13 protein-coding genes are annotated in these 15256 nt (G+C 67.2%); 8 read left to right on the plus strand and 5 right to left on the minus strand.

The window, feature by feature from the left end; translation table 11 throughout:
- The first annotated feature begins 231 nt into the window (after positions 1 to 231).
- From ABD243_RS02870 to ABD243_RS02900, 7 genes are all read left to right on the plus strand, one after another.
- Entirely contained in the window at positions 232 to 1392 is a 1161-nt protein-coding gene (locus ABD243_RS02870; protein WP_344361879.1) for an ABC transporter substrate-binding protein, read from the plus strand.
- A 44-nt stretch (positions 1393 to 1436) separates the two neighbouring features.
- Complete coding sequence (locus ABD243_RS02875) at positions 1437 to 2162, plus strand: ABC transporter ATP-binding protein (RefSeq protein ID WP_091251276.1); 726 nt, start codon at positions 1437 to 1439, stop codon at positions 2160 to 2162.
- The gene (locus ABD243_RS02880; protein WP_344361883.1) at positions 2152 to 3102 is read left to right on the plus strand and encodes an ABC transporter permease; all 951 of its coding nucleotides are present in this window, start codon (positions 2152 to 2154) and stop codon (positions 3100 to 3102) included. The genes ABD243_RS02875 and ABD243_RS02880 overlap by 11 nt, the downstream gene beginning before the upstream one ends.
- Before the next feature lie 233 nt (positions 3103 to 3335).
- Positions 3336 to 3632, plus strand: coding sequence for a putative quinol monooxygenase (locus tag ABD243_RS02885; protein ID WP_116765206.1), 297 nt, complete (start codon positions 3336 to 3338; stop codon positions 3630 to 3632).
- 122 nt (positions 3633 to 3754) lie between these two features.
- A complete protein-coding gene (gene cobA / locus ABD243_RS02890) occupies positions 3755 to 5047 on the plus strand; it encodes a uroporphyrinogen-III C-methyltransferase (RefSeq protein ID WP_344361886.1) in 1293 nt (430 codons plus the stop codon).
- Positions 5048 to 5135: 88 nt separating this feature from the next.
- Complete coding sequence (locus tag ABD243_RS02895) at positions 5136 to 6599, plus strand: FAD-dependent oxidoreductase (protein WP_344361889.1); 1464 nt, start codon at positions 5136 to 5138, stop codon at positions 6597 to 6599.
- Positions 6600 to 6770: 171 nt separating this feature from the next.
- Entirely contained in the window at positions 6771 to 7772 is a 1002-nt protein-coding gene (locus ABD243_RS02900) for a DNA topoisomerase IB (RefSeq protein WP_344361891.1), read from the plus strand.
- A 6-nt stretch (positions 7773 to 7778) separates the two neighbouring features.
- On the opposite strand, the gene ABD243_RS02905 is transcribed toward ABD243_RS02900, so the two are convergent.
- Complete coding sequence (locus ABD243_RS02905) at positions 7779 to 8360, minus strand: hypothetical protein (protein WP_344361894.1); 582 nt, start codon at positions 8358 to 8360, stop codon at positions 7779 to 7781.
- 231 nt (positions 8361 to 8591) lie between these two features.
- Here ABD243_RS02905 and ABD243_RS02910 point away from each other — a divergent pair, with 231 nt between their 5' ends.
- The gene (locus tag ABD243_RS02910) at positions 8592 to 9128 is read left to right on the plus strand and encodes a hypothetical protein (protein ID WP_344361896.1); all 537 of its coding nucleotides are present in this window, start codon (positions 8592 to 8594) and stop codon (positions 9126 to 9128) included.
- A 114-nt stretch (positions 9129 to 9242) separates the two neighbouring features.
- Here the strand turns inward: ABD243_RS02910 and ABD243_RS02915 are convergent, their stop codons facing one another.
- The 4 genes from ABD243_RS02915 to ABD243_RS02930 all read right to left on the minus strand — a co-directional run bounded on the left by ABD243_RS02915 (position 9243) and on the right by ABD243_RS02930 (position 15229).
- The gene (locus tag ABD243_RS02915; RefSeq protein ID WP_344361899.1) at positions 9243 to 12011 is read right to left on the minus strand and encodes a cation-translocating P-type ATPase; all 2769 of its coding nucleotides are present in this window, start codon (positions 12009 to 12011) and stop codon (positions 9243 to 9245) included.
- A 28-nt stretch (positions 12012 to 12039) separates the two neighbouring features.
- Complete coding sequence (gene ppk2 / locus ABD243_RS02920; protein ID WP_116765200.1) at positions 12040 to 12879, minus strand: polyphosphate kinase 2; 840 nt, start codon at positions 12877 to 12879, stop codon at positions 12040 to 12042.
- A 383-nt stretch (positions 12880 to 13262) separates the two neighbouring features.
- Entirely contained in the window at positions 13263 to 13943 is a 681-nt protein-coding gene (locus ABD243_RS02925) for a FadR/GntR family transcriptional regulator (protein ID WP_344361902.1), read from the minus strand.
- A complete protein-coding gene (locus ABD243_RS02930) occupies positions 13940 to 15229 on the minus strand; it encodes an MFS transporter (RefSeq protein ID WP_425547114.1) in 1290 nt (429 codons plus the stop codon). Before ABD243_RS02930 ends, ABD243_RS02925 begins: the two co-directional genes overlap by 4 nt.
- Between the last annotated feature and the right edge of the window lie 27 nt (positions 15230 to 15256).

Genomic DNA, 15256 nt, shown 5'->3' on the forward strand with positions numbered 1-15256 from the left:
GGCCCGGAAACAGGCTGCCGTCTTTTGAGGCCGAATATGACGCCGCATGAACCCGCGTGACCCCCGGTTTCCGGACCGTTGAACCGCGTTTATGACACTCCCTATGGTGAATGAATGAAGACAACGGAACGGATCCACGGCTCCCCCCGCAGGAACCTCCAGGGGCGATGTCGCCGGCGCTGACCACCACGCCCGGCAATTCCGCACTCACCCCAGAACAGGACTTCACCCATGTCACGCACCCCCGAAAAACCCGCGCCCGGCACGCAGCCCGGCACCACCCGGATCGTCGCCGGCGAGACCGGTAAACCCAAACGCAAGCGGACTCTTGAGATCGCGCTGGCCGCGGGGCTTGTGCTTCTGATCGGCGCCGGTGCGGCCGTGGCCTCCACGCTGTCCCGCGGCCCGGAAACCGCCTCGGCGGCCGTGGCGGACGCGAGCCCGGCTGCGGAGCTGCGGTTGGGCTATTTCGGCAATATCACGCACGCCGCGGCGCTGGTCGGGGTGAATAAGGGGTTCATCGCCAAGGAACTCGGCCAGACGAAGCTGACCACGCAGGTCTTCAACGCGGGCCCGGCCGCGATCGAGGCCCTGAACGCCGGTGCGATCGACGCGACCTACATCGGCCCGAACCCGGCGATCAACTCCTATGTCAAGAGCGGCGGTGCGTCGGTCAGCATCATCGCCGGTGCCGCGTCCGGCGGGGCGCAGCTGGTGGTGAAGCCCGGGATCAACTCGGCGGCGGATCTGAGGGGCAAGACGCTCGCGTCTCCGCAGCTAGGCGGGACCCAGGATGTGGCGCTGCGGGCGTGGCTGGGCAAGCAGGGGTTCAAGACGTCCACGGACGGCGGCGGGGATGTCGCGATCAACCCGACCGAGAACGCCCAGACCCTGAAGTTGTTCCAGGACGGCAAGCTTGACGGGGCGTGGCTGCCGGAGCCCTGGGCCTCGCGCCTGGTGCTGCAGGCCGGTGCGAAGGTCCTGGTCGATGAGAAGGATCTGTGGGACAAAGGTGAGTTCGTCACCACGGTGCTGATCGTGAACAAGAAGTTCGCCGCGGAGCACCCGGCCACGGTGCAGGCGCTGCTGAAGGGCCATGTGGAATCCGTGGACTGGCTCAACGCGGCTCCGGCGGGCGAGAAGGCCACGGTCCTCAATGCCGCGCTCAAGGCCGCGGCCGGGTCGGCGCTGCCGGCGGATGTGATCGACCGGTCCCTGAAGAACATTGTCTTCACGGTCGACCCGCTGGCCGGGACGTACAAGAAGCTGCTCCAGGACGGTGTCGACGCCGGCACCACCAAGCAGGCCGACATCAACGGCATCTTCGACCTCACCGCCCTCAACGCCGTCGCCGGCAAGAAGATCTCCGCCCAAGGACTCGGCAAGGACTAGCTCCTTGGCCTCCAGCAATCCGCCACAACAGTAAGGACCTGACCATGCCAGTCGTACTGGAAAACCTGGGCAAGCGCTTCGGCGACGGCGCCCCGGTGCTGGACGACGTCAACGCCACCATCGCGCAGGGCGAGTTCGTCGCCCTGCTCGGTGCCTCCGGCTGCGGCAAGTCCACCCTGCTCAACATCATGGCGGGACTGGAGGCCCCGACGTCGGGCGCCCTGGAGGTGCCCAGCGACGGCGCCGCCTTCATGTTCCAGGACGCGGCGCTTTTTCCCTGGCTGACGGCCCGGGAAAACATCGAGCTGGCCCTGAAACTGCGCGGCGTCGGGAAGGCCGACCGCCGCGTCCGCGCCGGAGAGCTGCTGGACCTGGTGCACCTGGGCGGCGCGGGGGACAAGCGTCCGCACGAACTCTCCGGCGGGATGCGCCAGCGCGTGGCCCTGGCCCGTTCCTTGGCCCAGGACCGGCAGTTGCTGCTCATGGACGAGCCGTTCGCGGCGCTGGATGCGATTACGCGCGACCTGCTCCACGACGAGCTCGAACGCATCTGGAAGGAAACCGGCCGCACCATCGTCTTCGTCACGCACAACGTCCGCGAGGCCGTCCGGCTGGGCCAGCGCGTGCTGCTGCTCTCCTCCCGGCCCGGCCGTGTGGTGGAGGAATGGCACGTCACCGAAGAACACCGCACCGACGCCGGCCTGGCCGGCCAGCTCACCGGCGTCATCACCGCCCGGCTACGCGAGGAGATCCGCCGCCATGCCAAGTAACCAACTCCCCGTAGTCGAAGCCATAGCGGACGCCCCGGCCGAGACCCGCAAAGTGCACGCGGCCCTGACCCGCTCCTCCAGCGGCAAGGAAGACCTGCGCGAGCTCGAAGCGGGCCTGGATTCCCTCCAGTCCGACTCCATCCGTAAGGCCCGCATCGACTGGAGCAGGATTCTGCTGCCGGTCGCTGCCCTCGCGGTGCTCGTCATCCTCTGGCAGCTGTATGTGTCGCTAGGCTTCAAGCGTCGGGACATCGTGCCCGGCCCGATGGACGTCATCAGCCAGATTGGAACCCTGTGGAGCGAGGGCAAGCTGCAGGAGGCCGTCTGGACGTCGCTGCAGCGCGGCGTCGTGGGCTTCCTGATCAGCGTGGTCATCGCGACGCCGGTGGGGCTCCTACTGGCGCAGGTGGCACCGTTGCGGCGCGCATTCGGGCCGCTGATCTCCGGGCTGCAGGTGCTGCCGTCCGTGGCCTGGGTGCCCGCGGCCATCCTCTGGTTCGGCCTCACCGACGCCACGGTGTATTTCGTGGTGTTCATGGGTGCCATCCCTTCGATCATCAATGGCCTGATCTCCGGCGTGGACCAGATTCCGCCGCAGTACCGCAGCGTCGGAAAGGTCCTGGGTGCGTCGCGGCTCCAACTTGCCCTGCAGATCATCCTGCCCGCCGCCCTTCCCGGATACCTCAGCGGCCTCAAACAGGGCTGGGCGTTTTCCTGGCGCTCGCTCATGGCGGCGGAAATCATCGCCGTCGGCGGCACCATCGGCTTCGGGTTGGGCTCCATGCTGGATCAGGGCCGCGTCCTGTCCGACATGACCATCGTGATGTCCGCCATCCTGCTGATTCTCGCCGTCGGCATCCTGATCGAACTGCTTGTCTTCGCCCCGATCGAAAAGCGGCTGCTCCGCCGCCGGGGCCTCCTCGCCGGCAGCACCCGCTAGGCGCAGCACCCGGCAGCACGCCTGCCTCGACGTCACCCCTTGCACAGCAACGCGGGGTCACTTGCGGCCCATATTCCAGGAATTATGGGCCGCGAGTGACCCCGCGTTGCTTTTGCCATGACTCCTTGCAGGGGCACGGGCACAGGCCTACACTCACGCCTAGAGGCCGGGTTCCGGCCCATTCCAAGACTGATTCCAAGACTGATTCCAAGTCTGAATCCTAGGAGGTCGCTGTGGCAGCAAAATTTGGCGTGCTGGCCCTGGTCGAAGCCAAGCCGGGGAAGGAACAGGATGTCTGGGACTTCCTCAACGGGGGCCGCGAGATCGTGCTCAACGAACCCGGAACCCGGACTTGGTACGCCTTCCGGGTCAACGAGAACACCTTCGGCATCTTCGACACCTTCGATTCCGAGGAGGACCGCCAGGCCCACCTCAACGGAGCCATTCCGGCCGCCCTCGGTGAACACGGCCCGTCGCTGCTCGCCAAGGACCCGGACATCAAGCTGATCGAACTCATCGCCGTGAAATAGGGCTCCACCGGGCTCCGCCGTCCTTCGTCGGGGAGTGCCACTATGTGACGCGGCGTTACCTTGCGTGAACTGGTGTTTCCGTACCGTTGTTCCGCAATGTGACGCCGCCCTATCGTCGATGCATGGCAATTCAGGACATTTACCCCACGGCGCTGCGCCTTCTTGGCCGTCCCGTGCTGGTGGTTGGCGGCGGACCCGTAGCCGCGCGGCGCGCCAAGGGACTGCTCGACGCCGGAGCCCGCGTCACGGTGGTGGCCCCCGTTGCCTCCGCGCCGCTCCAGGATCTTGTCGGCGCCGGCCTCCTGAGCTGGGAGCCCCGGGCGTACCGCTCGGCCGACGTCGACGGCGTCTGGTTCGTCCAGACCGCCACCGGTGACGCCGCCGTGGACGCGCAGGTCTCCGCCGACGCCGAGGCGCAGCGCATCTGGTGCGTCAATGCCTCCGACCACGAATCCTCCGCAGCCTGGACGCCCGCCGTCGCCGTCGTGGACGACGTCAAGATCGCCGTCAATGCCGGGGGAGACCCGCGCCGCGCCATGGCCCTGCGCGACGCCGTCGCCACCGCCCTGGAAACCGGAGACCTCCCGCTGCGCCGCCAGCGGGCGCGGGCCGGTTCAACAGACGGCGCCGTGGCCCTCGTGGGCGGCGGGCCTGGCGACACCGGACTCATCACCGTCCGCGGCCGCCGGCTCCTGGGCCAGGCCGATGTCGTGGTCGCGGACCGCCTCGGCCCCCGCGAGCTCCTGGCTGAACTCGCCCCCGACGTCCGCGTGATCGAGGTTGGCAAGACTCCGGGCCACCACCCGGTCCCGCAGGCCGAAATCAACCGGATCCTGGTTGACGAGGCCCGGCAGGGCCACCGCGTGGTCCGGCTCAAAGGCGGCGACCCGTACGTCCTGGGCCGCGGCGGCGAGGAAGCCGAGTTCTGCCGGCAGCACGGCGTGGACGTTGAAGTGGTCCCGGGCGTCACCTCCGCCATATCCGTCCCGGCCGCCGCCGGCATCCCCGTCACGCACCGCGGGCTGGCCAAGGGCTTCAGCGTGGTCACCGGCCACGAGGAGCTCTCCGAGGTCCCGGCCCGCGCCGACCACACCGTGATCCTGCTCATGGGCGTCGGCCAGCTCCGCGATTCCGCGGATTCCCTTGCCCGTGCCGGTTTGCCAGCAGGCACGCCGGTTGGCATCGTAGAGAATGGCTACCTGCCCGACCAGCGGGTGACCATCGGGACGCTCGGGACCATCGCGGACCAGGCCGAGGCGGCCGGCGTCGCGAACCCCGCCGTGATCGTGATCGGCGACGTCGTCCGCGTCAGCCCGTTCGCGCCGTCGCACTTCAAGACCGCGGACTACAGCACCACCACCCCGAACACCCCACGCACCGCCCGCACCGTCAAGACCCGAGTACTGACCCCCTAAACCCCGTCGATTGCTCCATAACCGCCGTTATCAAGCCTCAAAAGGGCAGCTATGGAGCAACGGATGCAGAAGAAAAAGGAACACAGCCGTGTCAACTAGCACCACCGTAGGAACCGCCGCCCGCCCGCTGCGCGTCGCCGTCGTCGGCTCCGGCCCCGCCGGCGTCTACGCCGCGGACATCCTGACCAAGAGCGAGGCCGTCAAGAGCGGCGAACTCACCGTCAGCATCGACCTCTTCGACCGCTACCCGGCACCCTACGGCCTGATCCGCTACGGCGTGGCCCCCGACCATCCCCGCATCAAGGGAATCGTCAACGCCCTGCACAAGGTCCTGGACCGCGGTGACATCCGGTTCTTCGGCAACGTGGACTACGGCACGGACCTGTCCATCGATGACCTCCGCACCCACTACGACGCCGTCATCTTCGCCACCGGCGCCATCAAGGACGCGGACCTGAACATCCCCGGCATCGAGCTCGAGGGCTCGTACGGCGGCGCCGACTTCGTCTCCTGGTACGACGGCCACCCGGACGTGTCCCGCGAATGGCCGCTCGAGGCCAAGGAAGTCGCCGTGATCGGCAACGGCAACGTGGCCCTGGACGTGGCCCGCATGCTCTCCAAGCACGCCGACGACCTCCTGGTCTCCGAAATCCCGGATAACGTCTACGCCGGGCTGAAGGCCTCGCCCGTCACCGACGTGCACGTCTTCGGCCGCCGCGGCCCGGCCCAGGTGAAGTTCACCCCGCTGGAGCTGCGCGAGCTCTCGCACTCCAAGGACGTCGACATCATCCTCTACGCCGAGGACTTTGAGTTCGACGCCGAGTCCGACCGGCAGATCCAGAGCAACAACCAGACCAAGACCATGGTGGGCACGCTCACCAACTGGATCGCCGAACAGCCGGAGGACCTCTCCGAGCTCAAGGCGTCCCGCCGCCTGCACCTGCACTTCCTGCACAGTCCGGTGGAGGTCTACGACGACGCCGAGGCACCCGGCCGGATCGCCGGCATCAAGTTTGAGCGCACCGAACTGGACGGCACGGGCAACGCCCGCGGCACCGGCGAGTTTGTCGACTACCCGGTCCAGGCCGTGTACCGCGCCATCGGCTACTTCGGCTCCGCGCTGCCCGAGGTCGAGTTCGACCACAGCAAGGGCGTCGTGCCGAACGACGGCGGCCGCGTCCTGGATGCCGCCGGCACCCACGTGCCGGGGATTTACGCGACAGGCTGGATCAAGCGCGGGCCGGTGGGCCTGATCGGCCACACCAAGGGCGACGCGCTGGAAACCGTCACCTACCTGCTCGAAGACCGCGAAAACCTGCCGCTGGCCGCAGCACCGGCCCCGGAAGCCGTCGTCGAACTCCTGGAGCGCCGCGGCGTGGAGTACACCACCTGGGAAGGCTGGCTGGCGCTCGACGCCCACGAGCGTGGCCTCGGCGACGCGGCGACGGCGGCCGGCGCATCGCACGGCGTTGAGGTCGTCCGTGAACGCATCAAGGTGGTCCCGCGCGAGGACATGGTGGAAATTTCCCGCGGCGCCGCCGTCGAGGTCTAGCCTCCACCCGCATGACACAAACGCGCAGAGCAACGCGGGGTCACTTCTCGCCCATCCCGTAGGGATTTATGGGTGCGACGTGACCCCGCGTTGTCTGATGTGTGGGAGATCCCAGCGGGTAGTCAGTAGGCTTACCGTCATGGATGAACACGTTTCGCCCAGGGCCGGCCAATGAGGCTCCGCCACAGCAACGCGTCCGGCCGCGGATACCGCCGGGTCCCCGCCGGGACAGGTTTCAGCTACAAGGACCTGGACGGCTCCACGCTTCCGACCGGCCCGGTGCGGGACCGGCTGGAACACATCGGCATTCCGCCGGCCTGGACCGACGTCTGGATTGCCCCGTACGACAACGGGCACATCCAGGCGACGGGACTCGACGCCGTCGGACGCCGGCAGTACATCTACCATCCCAGCTGGCGGGAGAAGAAGGACCGGCTCAAATTCGACCGCGCCCTCCAGCTCGCCGAAACCCTCCCGACGGCACGCCGCCGGGTCACGATGGACCTGCGCTCGGAGGGGCTCACCCGGGAACGCGTGCTGGCAGCCGCGTTCCGGATGCTGGACAGCGGCTCGCTCCGGGTGGGCTCCGAGCGGTACACCAACGAGAACGGCAGCCACGGCCTGGCCACCCTGCTGTGCGCCCACGTCCGCGTGCACAAGGATGAGCTGAGGCTCAGTTTCCCCGCCAAGAGCGGCAAGACGTGGGAATCGCGGATCGACGACGCCGACCTCGCCGCCGTCGTGCGCCAGCTCAAGCGGCGCGGCGGCAACGCCCGGCTGCTGGCCTACAAGGTCGGCAGCCGCTGGCACCCGGTGTCCAGCCCGGACATCAACGAGTACGTCAAGGAGCGCACGGGGGAGGACTTCACGGCCAAGGACTTCCGTACCCTGCGGGGAACTGTGGCGGCGGCCGTCAGCCTCGCGCGGAGCGGTCCTCAGGCACGGGCCTCCGCCCGCAAACGTGCGGTGAGCCGGGCCATGGTCGATGCCTCCGAGGTCCTGGGCAACACGCCGTCGATCGCCCGCAAAAGCTACGTGGACCCCCGGCTGCTGGACCATTTCTCCTCCGGGGAGACCATCGACCCCAGACGGCTGGAATCCGCCGAATCCGAGCTCCGGGCACTGCTGTACCAGGAAGGTGACGTGGTCGCCTTGTCCGGCCGGGACGCCTGATAGTTGTCAGAACATCCCGTTGATGAACCCGATGATGATCGCCGTCCACCAGCAGGCCTGCGAGATGACCAGGCACAACATCATGTGGATCCGCTGCCCGACGGTCAGGTCCGCGAACGACGCATCGGTGGGCATCCGCGCCAGTCGCCGCATGAGCGGGATGAGCATGATCCCGTTCAGGCTGAGCGCAAGGACGGCTGCGAGCTTGACGTCTGTCATCGGGTTGGTCAAGTGCGGGTTCAGGAACACCCCGGTGGCCAGCATGCCGGCGAGGCCGCCCCAGATTAGCGGTGTGGCCGCCCCGTCGAGCCGGATGATCTCGGCCAGCTTGCGTCGGCCGATGAGCCACAGGAAGCCGTGCCAGTCCACCAGGATGATGGCGCCAAAGGCCACCACGAGGGATAGCACGTGCAGCACGACGGCGACGTTGTGGGCAAAGGTGTCCACGTGGACTGCCGTGGAAAGCGTGACGGACAGCAGCCACGCCGCGGCGGCCGCTGCGCACAGGACGACGACGAGGCGCCTCGTGGACCGCTCGGATTCGCGGTGCCTTCTGATGGTGCGTCTGCTGACTGGGACATAGCTCATGGCTCACCTCGGAGAACCCGACCCCCGGACGAGCATGACGAACGGTTCCGGGGATAGCTCACACGATATCCCCAATGCTCGTCCGGCAACAAGGACGGGAGGCGGCATCAGCCCCGGGGCTGAGGAGGGGGACTATCAAGTTTTTGCTAAGTATGCTTACCATAGCCGAGATGTGGCCTTGGTTGGCCGCCGCGATTCCGGGTTCGAAATACAGACGATAGGAAGCTCACCATGGCAGGTAATCTTGTTGCCCGATCCATTCACGACCTCACGGCAGGCGCCTGGTTCGGCGGTTCGCTCATGGGCGCCATTGGGCTAAATGGTGCCACGGCGGAAGCCAAGGACCCCGCGGAACGTACCCGGCTGTCGAGCCTGGGCTGGAAGAAGTGGGCCCCGTTCCAGGCGGCCGCATTTGGCGCGCACTTCCTTTCCGGCCTCGCCATCATGTGGGAGAACAAGGGCCGGATGGCCAAGCAGGACGGCGTCACGCGGCTGACGGTCTACAAGTCCATCGTCACCCTCGCGGGCGCAGCCGTGACGCTGTACGCCGGGCTGCAGGGCGCCAAGGTGGAGAAACTGGCCTCGGAAGGCGCCAAGGGTGCCACCGAGCCGAAGCCGGAAGCCTCGGAGGAACTCCGTTCCGCGCAGCAGCAGCTGAAGATCCTGCAGTGGGCCATCCCGGTGTTCGCCGGCTGGGTGATTGTCCTCGGCGCCAAGCACGGCGAAATGCAGCGCCCGAAGAACGTGTTCAAGGGCCTCGCCCGCTAGCGGCACGTCCAAGACCACCGCACGCGTTGAGGGCCGGAACGTCGCGTTCCGGCCCTCAACAGTTGCCGTATCAGTCGCCCTCAGCAGTCGCACGCCTACCCAGGAAGCGGCCGTCTACGCAGGAACGGCCGGGGCCGCGCCCTTGGCGTGCGCGCCTGCATGCCTGACCCGCAGGACCAGTTTGAAGAGTTCGCCGAGCAGCAACAGCACTGCCGCCGGAACCAGGCAGGCCACCCACTGCTGGCCGGTGAGCGGGACGGTGCCGAACAGGTCCTGCAGCACCCGCATCTGGGTAATGAGCATCGATCCGATGAAGGCCCACGCGAAGGCCCAAAGCAGTTTCGGGTTGGATATGGTGGACGGCCCGAAGGCACTCTCCGTGGGGTAGCGCAGGTTGAGGGCGACGGCGATATTCATCAACCCAAGACCCACAATGGCCATGCTCTGGCCGATCTCGAGCGAGCCGTAGGAGATCTTGCCGATCTGCACGAGGATCAGCGTCGCGGCCGCCATGAACAGCCCGACGACGAACAGCCGCACCATCATCGACCGGACGATGATCGGCTGATTGAAGGGCCGCGGCTTGCGGTTCATGATGCCCGGCGTCGCGAGGTCCAGTCCCATCACCGCGCCAATCGGGGCGACGATGGCCATGTGGATCCACAACACCTGGGCCGGGCTGAGCAGCGCTGTACCGGCAATCGCGAAGGCGGAGGATCCGATGAACGCCAGAATAAACATAAACAGGTTGGCGACCTGGATCCGGATGAACTTCTGCAGGTTGTCGTACACCAGCCGGCCCTCTTCGACCGCCGCCACGATGGTGGCAAAATTGTCGTCGGCCAGGATCATCTTGGCCGCGCCCTTGGCGACGTCGGTGCCCGTGATGCCCATCGCGATCCCGATGTCGGCCGCCGCGATCGCCGGGGCATCGTTGACGCCGTCGCCGGTCATGGCAACGACGTGGCCCTTGCGCTTGAGCACCTCGACCAGCCGGACTTTGTGTTCGGGAGCTACCCGGGCGATCACGCCGATCCCGTCCACCTGGTTGTCGGCCTCCGCATCACTCATAGCGGCGAACTCGGCACCTGTCACCGCACGGCCCCTGATGCCGAGTTCATCGGCGATCGCCGCCGCCGTGATGGCGTGGTCGCCGGTGATCATCCGGACCCGGATGCCGGCGTGCTTGGCCTTGGCGATGGCGGCCACCGCCTCGGCGCGCGGCGGGTCGACCTCGCCGATCAGCGCCGTAATCTCCAGATCCTGCATGAGCGCCATGAGGTCGCCCGAGGGGTCGAACGCCGCCGGATCGAACTCCCGCTGCGCCAGGGCGAGCACCCGACGGCCCTGGCTCGCGATGCGCTCGTTCTCGGCGAGCACTTTCCCGCGCATCTCCTCGGTGAGGGACTCGGACCGCTCGCCGGGCATCCGCGCGAACGATGACCTGTTGAGCAGGACATCGGGTGCCCCCTTCACGTAGGCCCGGATCACGGCCCTGCCGTCGGCGCCGGTCATCCGGTGGAAGGTGGCCATGAACTTGTAGTCGGAGTCGAAGGGGACCGACGCGACGCGCGGGTTGTTGCGGCGGAACTCCCTGACGTCCACGCCGCCCTTCTGCGCGAGCACGTACAGCGCCGCCTCGGTGGGATCCCCGACAACCTCGCCGTCATTGATGTCGGAATCGTTGCACAGGGCGCACGAGAACATCACGTAGTCGAGGTTCCGTTCGGCGTCGCCGGTGGTCCGCTGGACCTGGCCGTCGAAGCTGTAGCCCTCGCCACTCACGGTGTAGTGGTGCTGCACTGTGGTGATCTCCCGCACCGTCATCTGGTTCAGGGTCAGGGTGCCCGTCTTGTCCGAATTGATCGCCGACGTCGAGCCCAGCGTCTCAACCGCGGGCAGGACCTTCATGATGGCGTTCTTCTTGGCCATGTTGACCGAACCGACAGACAGGATCGTCGTGACGACTGCGGGCAGCGCATCCGGGATCGAGCCGACGGCCAGCGCCACGCCGATCCCAAAGAGCACCGCAAAGGATTCGCCCGCGGCCAGGCCCATGATGACGATTGCGACGAAGGCGAAGAGGGCCGCGATGATGATGAAGATGGTGAGCCGGTCCACCTGCTTGGTGAGGGGGGTCTTTTCCACTTTCTGCCCGGACAGCATGTTGGCGATGTGGCCAACCTCTGAGCCCATCCCCGTGGTGGTAACGAGGATCTCGCCGTGGCCCCGGGTCACGTTCGTGTTCATGAACGCCATGTTGAGGCGGTCACCGATGCCGACATCGTGCCGGGTGATGGCCCCCGTGTCCTTCTCGACTGCGACGCTCTCGCCGGTCAGGGCGCCTTCCTCGATCTGCAAGGTCGCCGCCAGGATGATCCGGCCGTCGGCGGGGACGCGGTCCCCGGCATCGACCACCACGATGTCCCCGGGCACGATCTCCTCGGCGGGGAGCTCCACAACATCACCGTCGCGGCGCACCTTGGCCATCGCCTTCATCATCTGGCCAAGGGAGGCGGCCGCTTCCTCGGCTTTGCCTTCCTGGTGGTATCCCAGCCAGGCGTTGAACAACGTCAGCAGGGCGAGCCCAATTGCTGTTCCGTATTCCGCGATCAGCAGGCTGACCAGCGCGGCGACCACCAGCACAATTTGCATGTAGTCCCGGTAGTGCTTGAAGAACCGTTTCCACACCGGCTCCGGCTTCGCGGCGGCCAGGGCGTTCGGTCCGTACTCCTCCAGCCTCTCCTGCGCCTCGGCTGTGCTCAGGCCGCGGGCCGGGTCCACCCGCAGCTCGGCTGCAACGTCCGCGGGCGCCAGCGCGTACCACGTCGCCTCCGCCTCGGCGGGGGCCAAGCCCGCTGCGGCTCCGGAATTGTCATTCATGACTTTCTCCTCATCGCCGGGGCGCTGCTCAGAACGGGGTCGGGATGTGCCGCACCGCCAGGGTCGGCTCCCGGTAGTCGCCGGCCTTCTGACGCTTCGGGAGCTCGACGTCGAGCCCGGGGAACGGCTCATAGGGCACCTGGCTGAGCAGGTGGCTGATGATGTTGAGCCGCCCGCGCTTCTTGACCTCGTTATTCACGACGTACCACGGTGCCCAGGCGGTGTCTGTTGCCTCGAACATGGCGTCCCTGGCCCGGGAGTAGTCGTACCAGCGGCTGTAGGACAACATATCCATGGGGGACAGCTTCCATGTCTTGCGGGGATCGTCCATGCGGCTCTCAAGCCGCCGGGTCTGCTCGTCCGCACTGACCTCGAGCCAGTACTTGAGCAGGATCATTCCGGAGTCGACCATCGCCTTTTCCACCAGCGGGGTCATGTTCAGGAACCTCTCGGTCTGCTCCGGGGTGCAAAAGCCCATCACACGCTCCACGCCCGCCCGGTTGTACCAGCTGCGGTCGAAGATGACCACCTCGCCGGCCGCGGGAAAGTGCGACATATACCGCTGCAGGTACATCTGGGACTTTTCCCGCTCTGTCGGGGTGGGGAGCGCCACCACCCGGAACACCCGGGGGCTCACCCGCTCGACGATACGTTTGATGGTGCCGCCCTTGCCGGCCGTATCGCGGCCCTCAAACACGATGCAGATCTTGGCGCCGGTGGACTTCACCCACTCCTGCAGGGCCACCAACTCGCCTTGCAGGACGGCCATCTCCGCCTCATATTCCTTGCGGCGCATTTTTGTTGTGGTTTGCTCGTCCTGCCCCGATTTTTCGCCGGCGCTCTTCTTTTTCTTCTTCTTGCCCACCATCGACCTCCTCGCCGAGTCCTTGCTGGGGCGAATCAAGGTGCCGCACTGCGAGATCCGGTGAGTCCGGCACAGTAGTCCGGGTAGTGTGCGGAAGAGCACGTGCACCAATCGCGTGAACGCTCGCGCAGCGTCCTGCAACTTTCAGTGTTGACCCTGGCCAGGGCAGGGTCTACGGCACTAAGACCCTATTGAGCTGCACCTGAACACGACATGACGGGACGGCCCGGCGTGGGCGGCGATGCACTCGGAGCAGCACAAAGGCCCCCGGGGGGAACGGAAGTTCCTGCCCGGAGGCCCTTGGCCTGCCGGGCCCCCGCTGCTGGGCGCGGGGGCACAGGCTGAGACAGAGCATTGTCCCGGAACCTTCGGAAAACCCTCGGGAACTATTCCTGCAGCCACTCCGCGCAGGAGTTCAGGTTCCGGGTGACGCTCTCGACGGCTGCCGCCTCATCACGTGCGGCAATAGCGTCCACCAGTTCGTCGTGGCCCTCATGCGGCAGTCCATTGAAACCGACCCGCCGCTGCTGCCGGAGCAGATCATTATGGAAGACGACACCGAAACTGACATATAGCTCGTGCAGGAGCGGGTTGGCGGAGGCCTGGGCCACCCGCACATGGAAGTCCCAATCGGCGCGGGCCCACGCCGGATAATCTTTGGCCAGCCAGGCTGCGCGGCGTTTGTCGAGAAATGCGCGCAGGGCGGCGACGTCGTCGGCCGTGGCGTGGCGTGCGGCAAGCCGGGCGGCCTGGGTGTCCAGCCCGACGCGGACCTCCAGGATGTGCCCCTGGGAGTGGTCCGCATACATCCGCTGCGTGGCCCCCGCGATCTCACTGGTGGCGCGCACGTAAGTGCCGTCCCCGCGGCGGACTTCAAGCATGCCGCTGTGGGCGAGCGCCTTGATGGCCTCGCGCAGGGTGCCGCGGGAGACGCCGAACGCGGCCATCAGTTCCGGTTCGGCCGGAATGCGCTGCTGCAGCGGCCACTCGCCCGAGTGGATCAGCGCCCGCAGCTTGGCAGTGATTTCCTCCGCCAACGGAGGCCGGTGCGAAGAAGTGAGTGTCATCGCCGGATTCCTTCCAACGGGTGCGAAGCGGTGTGCGGGGCAGCAGGCGGGAGTTTCGCCGGCCGTTGCTCTGTGGGCCGGCCCGTCAGCAGGTGGCCCACAACGATCTGGCCCAGGGCCACTGCCAGCAGGAGCGCCAACGGCAGAGTCCAGGAGTTGGTGGCACTGTGCAGCAGGCCCATGCCGAACGGTCCGAGAGTCGCCAGCAGGTACCCGGCGGACTGGGCCACGGTGGACAGCGCGGTGGTCTCGGCCGTGGTGCGGCCGCTGCGGCTGATCATCACCATGACCAGCGGGAAGATCCCGAGCCCGAAGCCCAGCAGCACCGCGGTCAGGGGAGCCCAGGAAGCGGGAAGGACCAGCATGGCCAGGACGCCGAACGCCATTGTCACCGTGGCCAGGTAGAACGAGGTCCGCAGCATCCGGGGGCGCGAGCCGATGGCGACCAGCACCATGCCGGCAGGGACGGAGACGAGCTGCATGAGCCCGAACATCAGCCCGCTGTCGGACGCGGAGAGCCCGGTCGTGGCCAGCATGTACGGGAACCAGCTGAGGACGGCATAGGCCAGGAGCGCCTGCACCGTGAAGCCGAGGGTGATCAGCGCGCCGGTGCGGGTCCGCAGCAGAGGCCACGGGGAAATCCGGGCGGCTTTGACAGGGGACGCGTTGCGGTGGGCGTGCACCGCGATCGGGAGGAAGCCGAGGCAGGCGCACAGGGCCAGGATTCCGATGGACCCGACGCCCGCGGATGGCGAGCCAAGGGCCTGCGCCACCGGCACGATCAGCACGGCGGTGACAGTGGCGCCGGTGGTCATGGTCAAGGTATACAGGGCGGTCATGAGCGACGTGCGGTCCGCGAAATGCACTCTGATGAAGGCGGGCATCGCCACATTGCAGACGGCCAGCCCGGACATTCCCGCCACGGTCCCGGCGAGCAGCATTCCGGTGGACGGGAGGCCCCGGAGCAACAGTCCCGCGGCCAGCATCACGAGGGAAAGCAGGATGGCCTTTTCCAGCCCCAGCTGCCGGGTGAGCCAGGAGGTGGCCGCCCCGGCTACCGCGAAACACAGGGTGGGGATCGAAGGGAGCAGGGCCGCGATCAGCGGGCCGTACCCCAGGACGGCCTGCAGGTCGTGGAACAGTGCCGCGGAGCCGGTGATGCCGGCGCGGAGGTTCAGGCCGATCAGTACGAGCGCCACGACGCCGGCCACGATCACGCCGCGCGGGTGCCGGGTGCCGGGTGGAGCTGTTTGGGGGAGAGCGGAGACCGCCGTGCTGCTAGCCATTACTAAAGGTTAGACGTTTGATGTTTG

Origin of the sequence: Arthrobacter humicola, from assembly GCF_039531445.1 — a bacterium.
Taxonomy (GTDB): Bacteria; Actinomycetota; Actinomycetes; order Actinomycetales; family Micrococcaceae; genus Arthrobacter; species Arthrobacter humicola.

Excerpts from the sequence above, each read along its gene's own strand:
- ABD243_RS02870 (WP_344361879.1), top strand. The coding sequence starts at position 232 with ATGTCACGCACCCCCGAAAAACCCGCGCCCGGCACGCAGCCCGGCACC.
- ABD243_RS02875 (WP_091251276.1), top strand. The coding sequence starts at position 1,437 with ATGCCAGTCGTACTGGAAAACCTGGGCAAGCGCTTCGGCGACGGCGCC.
- ABD243_RS02880 (WP_344361883.1), top strand. The coding sequence starts at position 2,152 with ATGCCAAGTAACCAACTCCCCGTAGTCGAAGCCATAGCGGACGCCCCG.
- cobA (WP_344361886.1), top strand. The coding sequence starts at position 3,755 with ATGGCAATTCAGGACATTTACCCCACGGCGCTGCGCCTTCTTGGCCGT.
- ABD243_RS02900 (WP_344361891.1), top strand. The coding sequence starts at position 6,771 with ATGAGGCTCCGCCACAGCAACGCGTCCGGCCGCGGATACCGCCGGGTC.
- ABD243_RS02905 (WP_344361894.1), bottom strand. The coding sequence starts at position 8,360 with ATGAGCTATGTCCCAGTCAGCAGACGCACCATCAGAAGGCACCGCGAA.
- ABD243_RS02910 (WP_344361896.1), top strand. The coding sequence starts at position 8,592 with ATGGCAGGTAATCTTGTTGCCCGATCCATTCACGACCTCACGGCAGGC.
- ABD243_RS02915 (WP_344361899.1), bottom strand. The coding sequence starts at position 12,011 with ATGAATGACAATTCCGGAGCCGCAGCGGGCTTGGCCCCCGCCGAGGCG.
- ppk2 (WP_116765200.1), bottom strand. The coding sequence starts at position 12,879 with ATGGTGGGCAAGAAGAAGAAAAAGAAGAGCGCCGGCGAAAAATCGGGG.
- ABD243_RS02925 (WP_344361902.1), bottom strand. The coding sequence starts at position 13,943 with ATGACACTCACTTCTTCGCACCGGCCTCCGTTGGCGGAGGAAATCACT.
- ABD243_RS02930 (WP_425547114.1), bottom strand. The coding sequence starts at position 15,229 with ATGGCTAGCAGCACGGCGGTCTCCGCTCTCCCCCAAACAGCTCCACCC.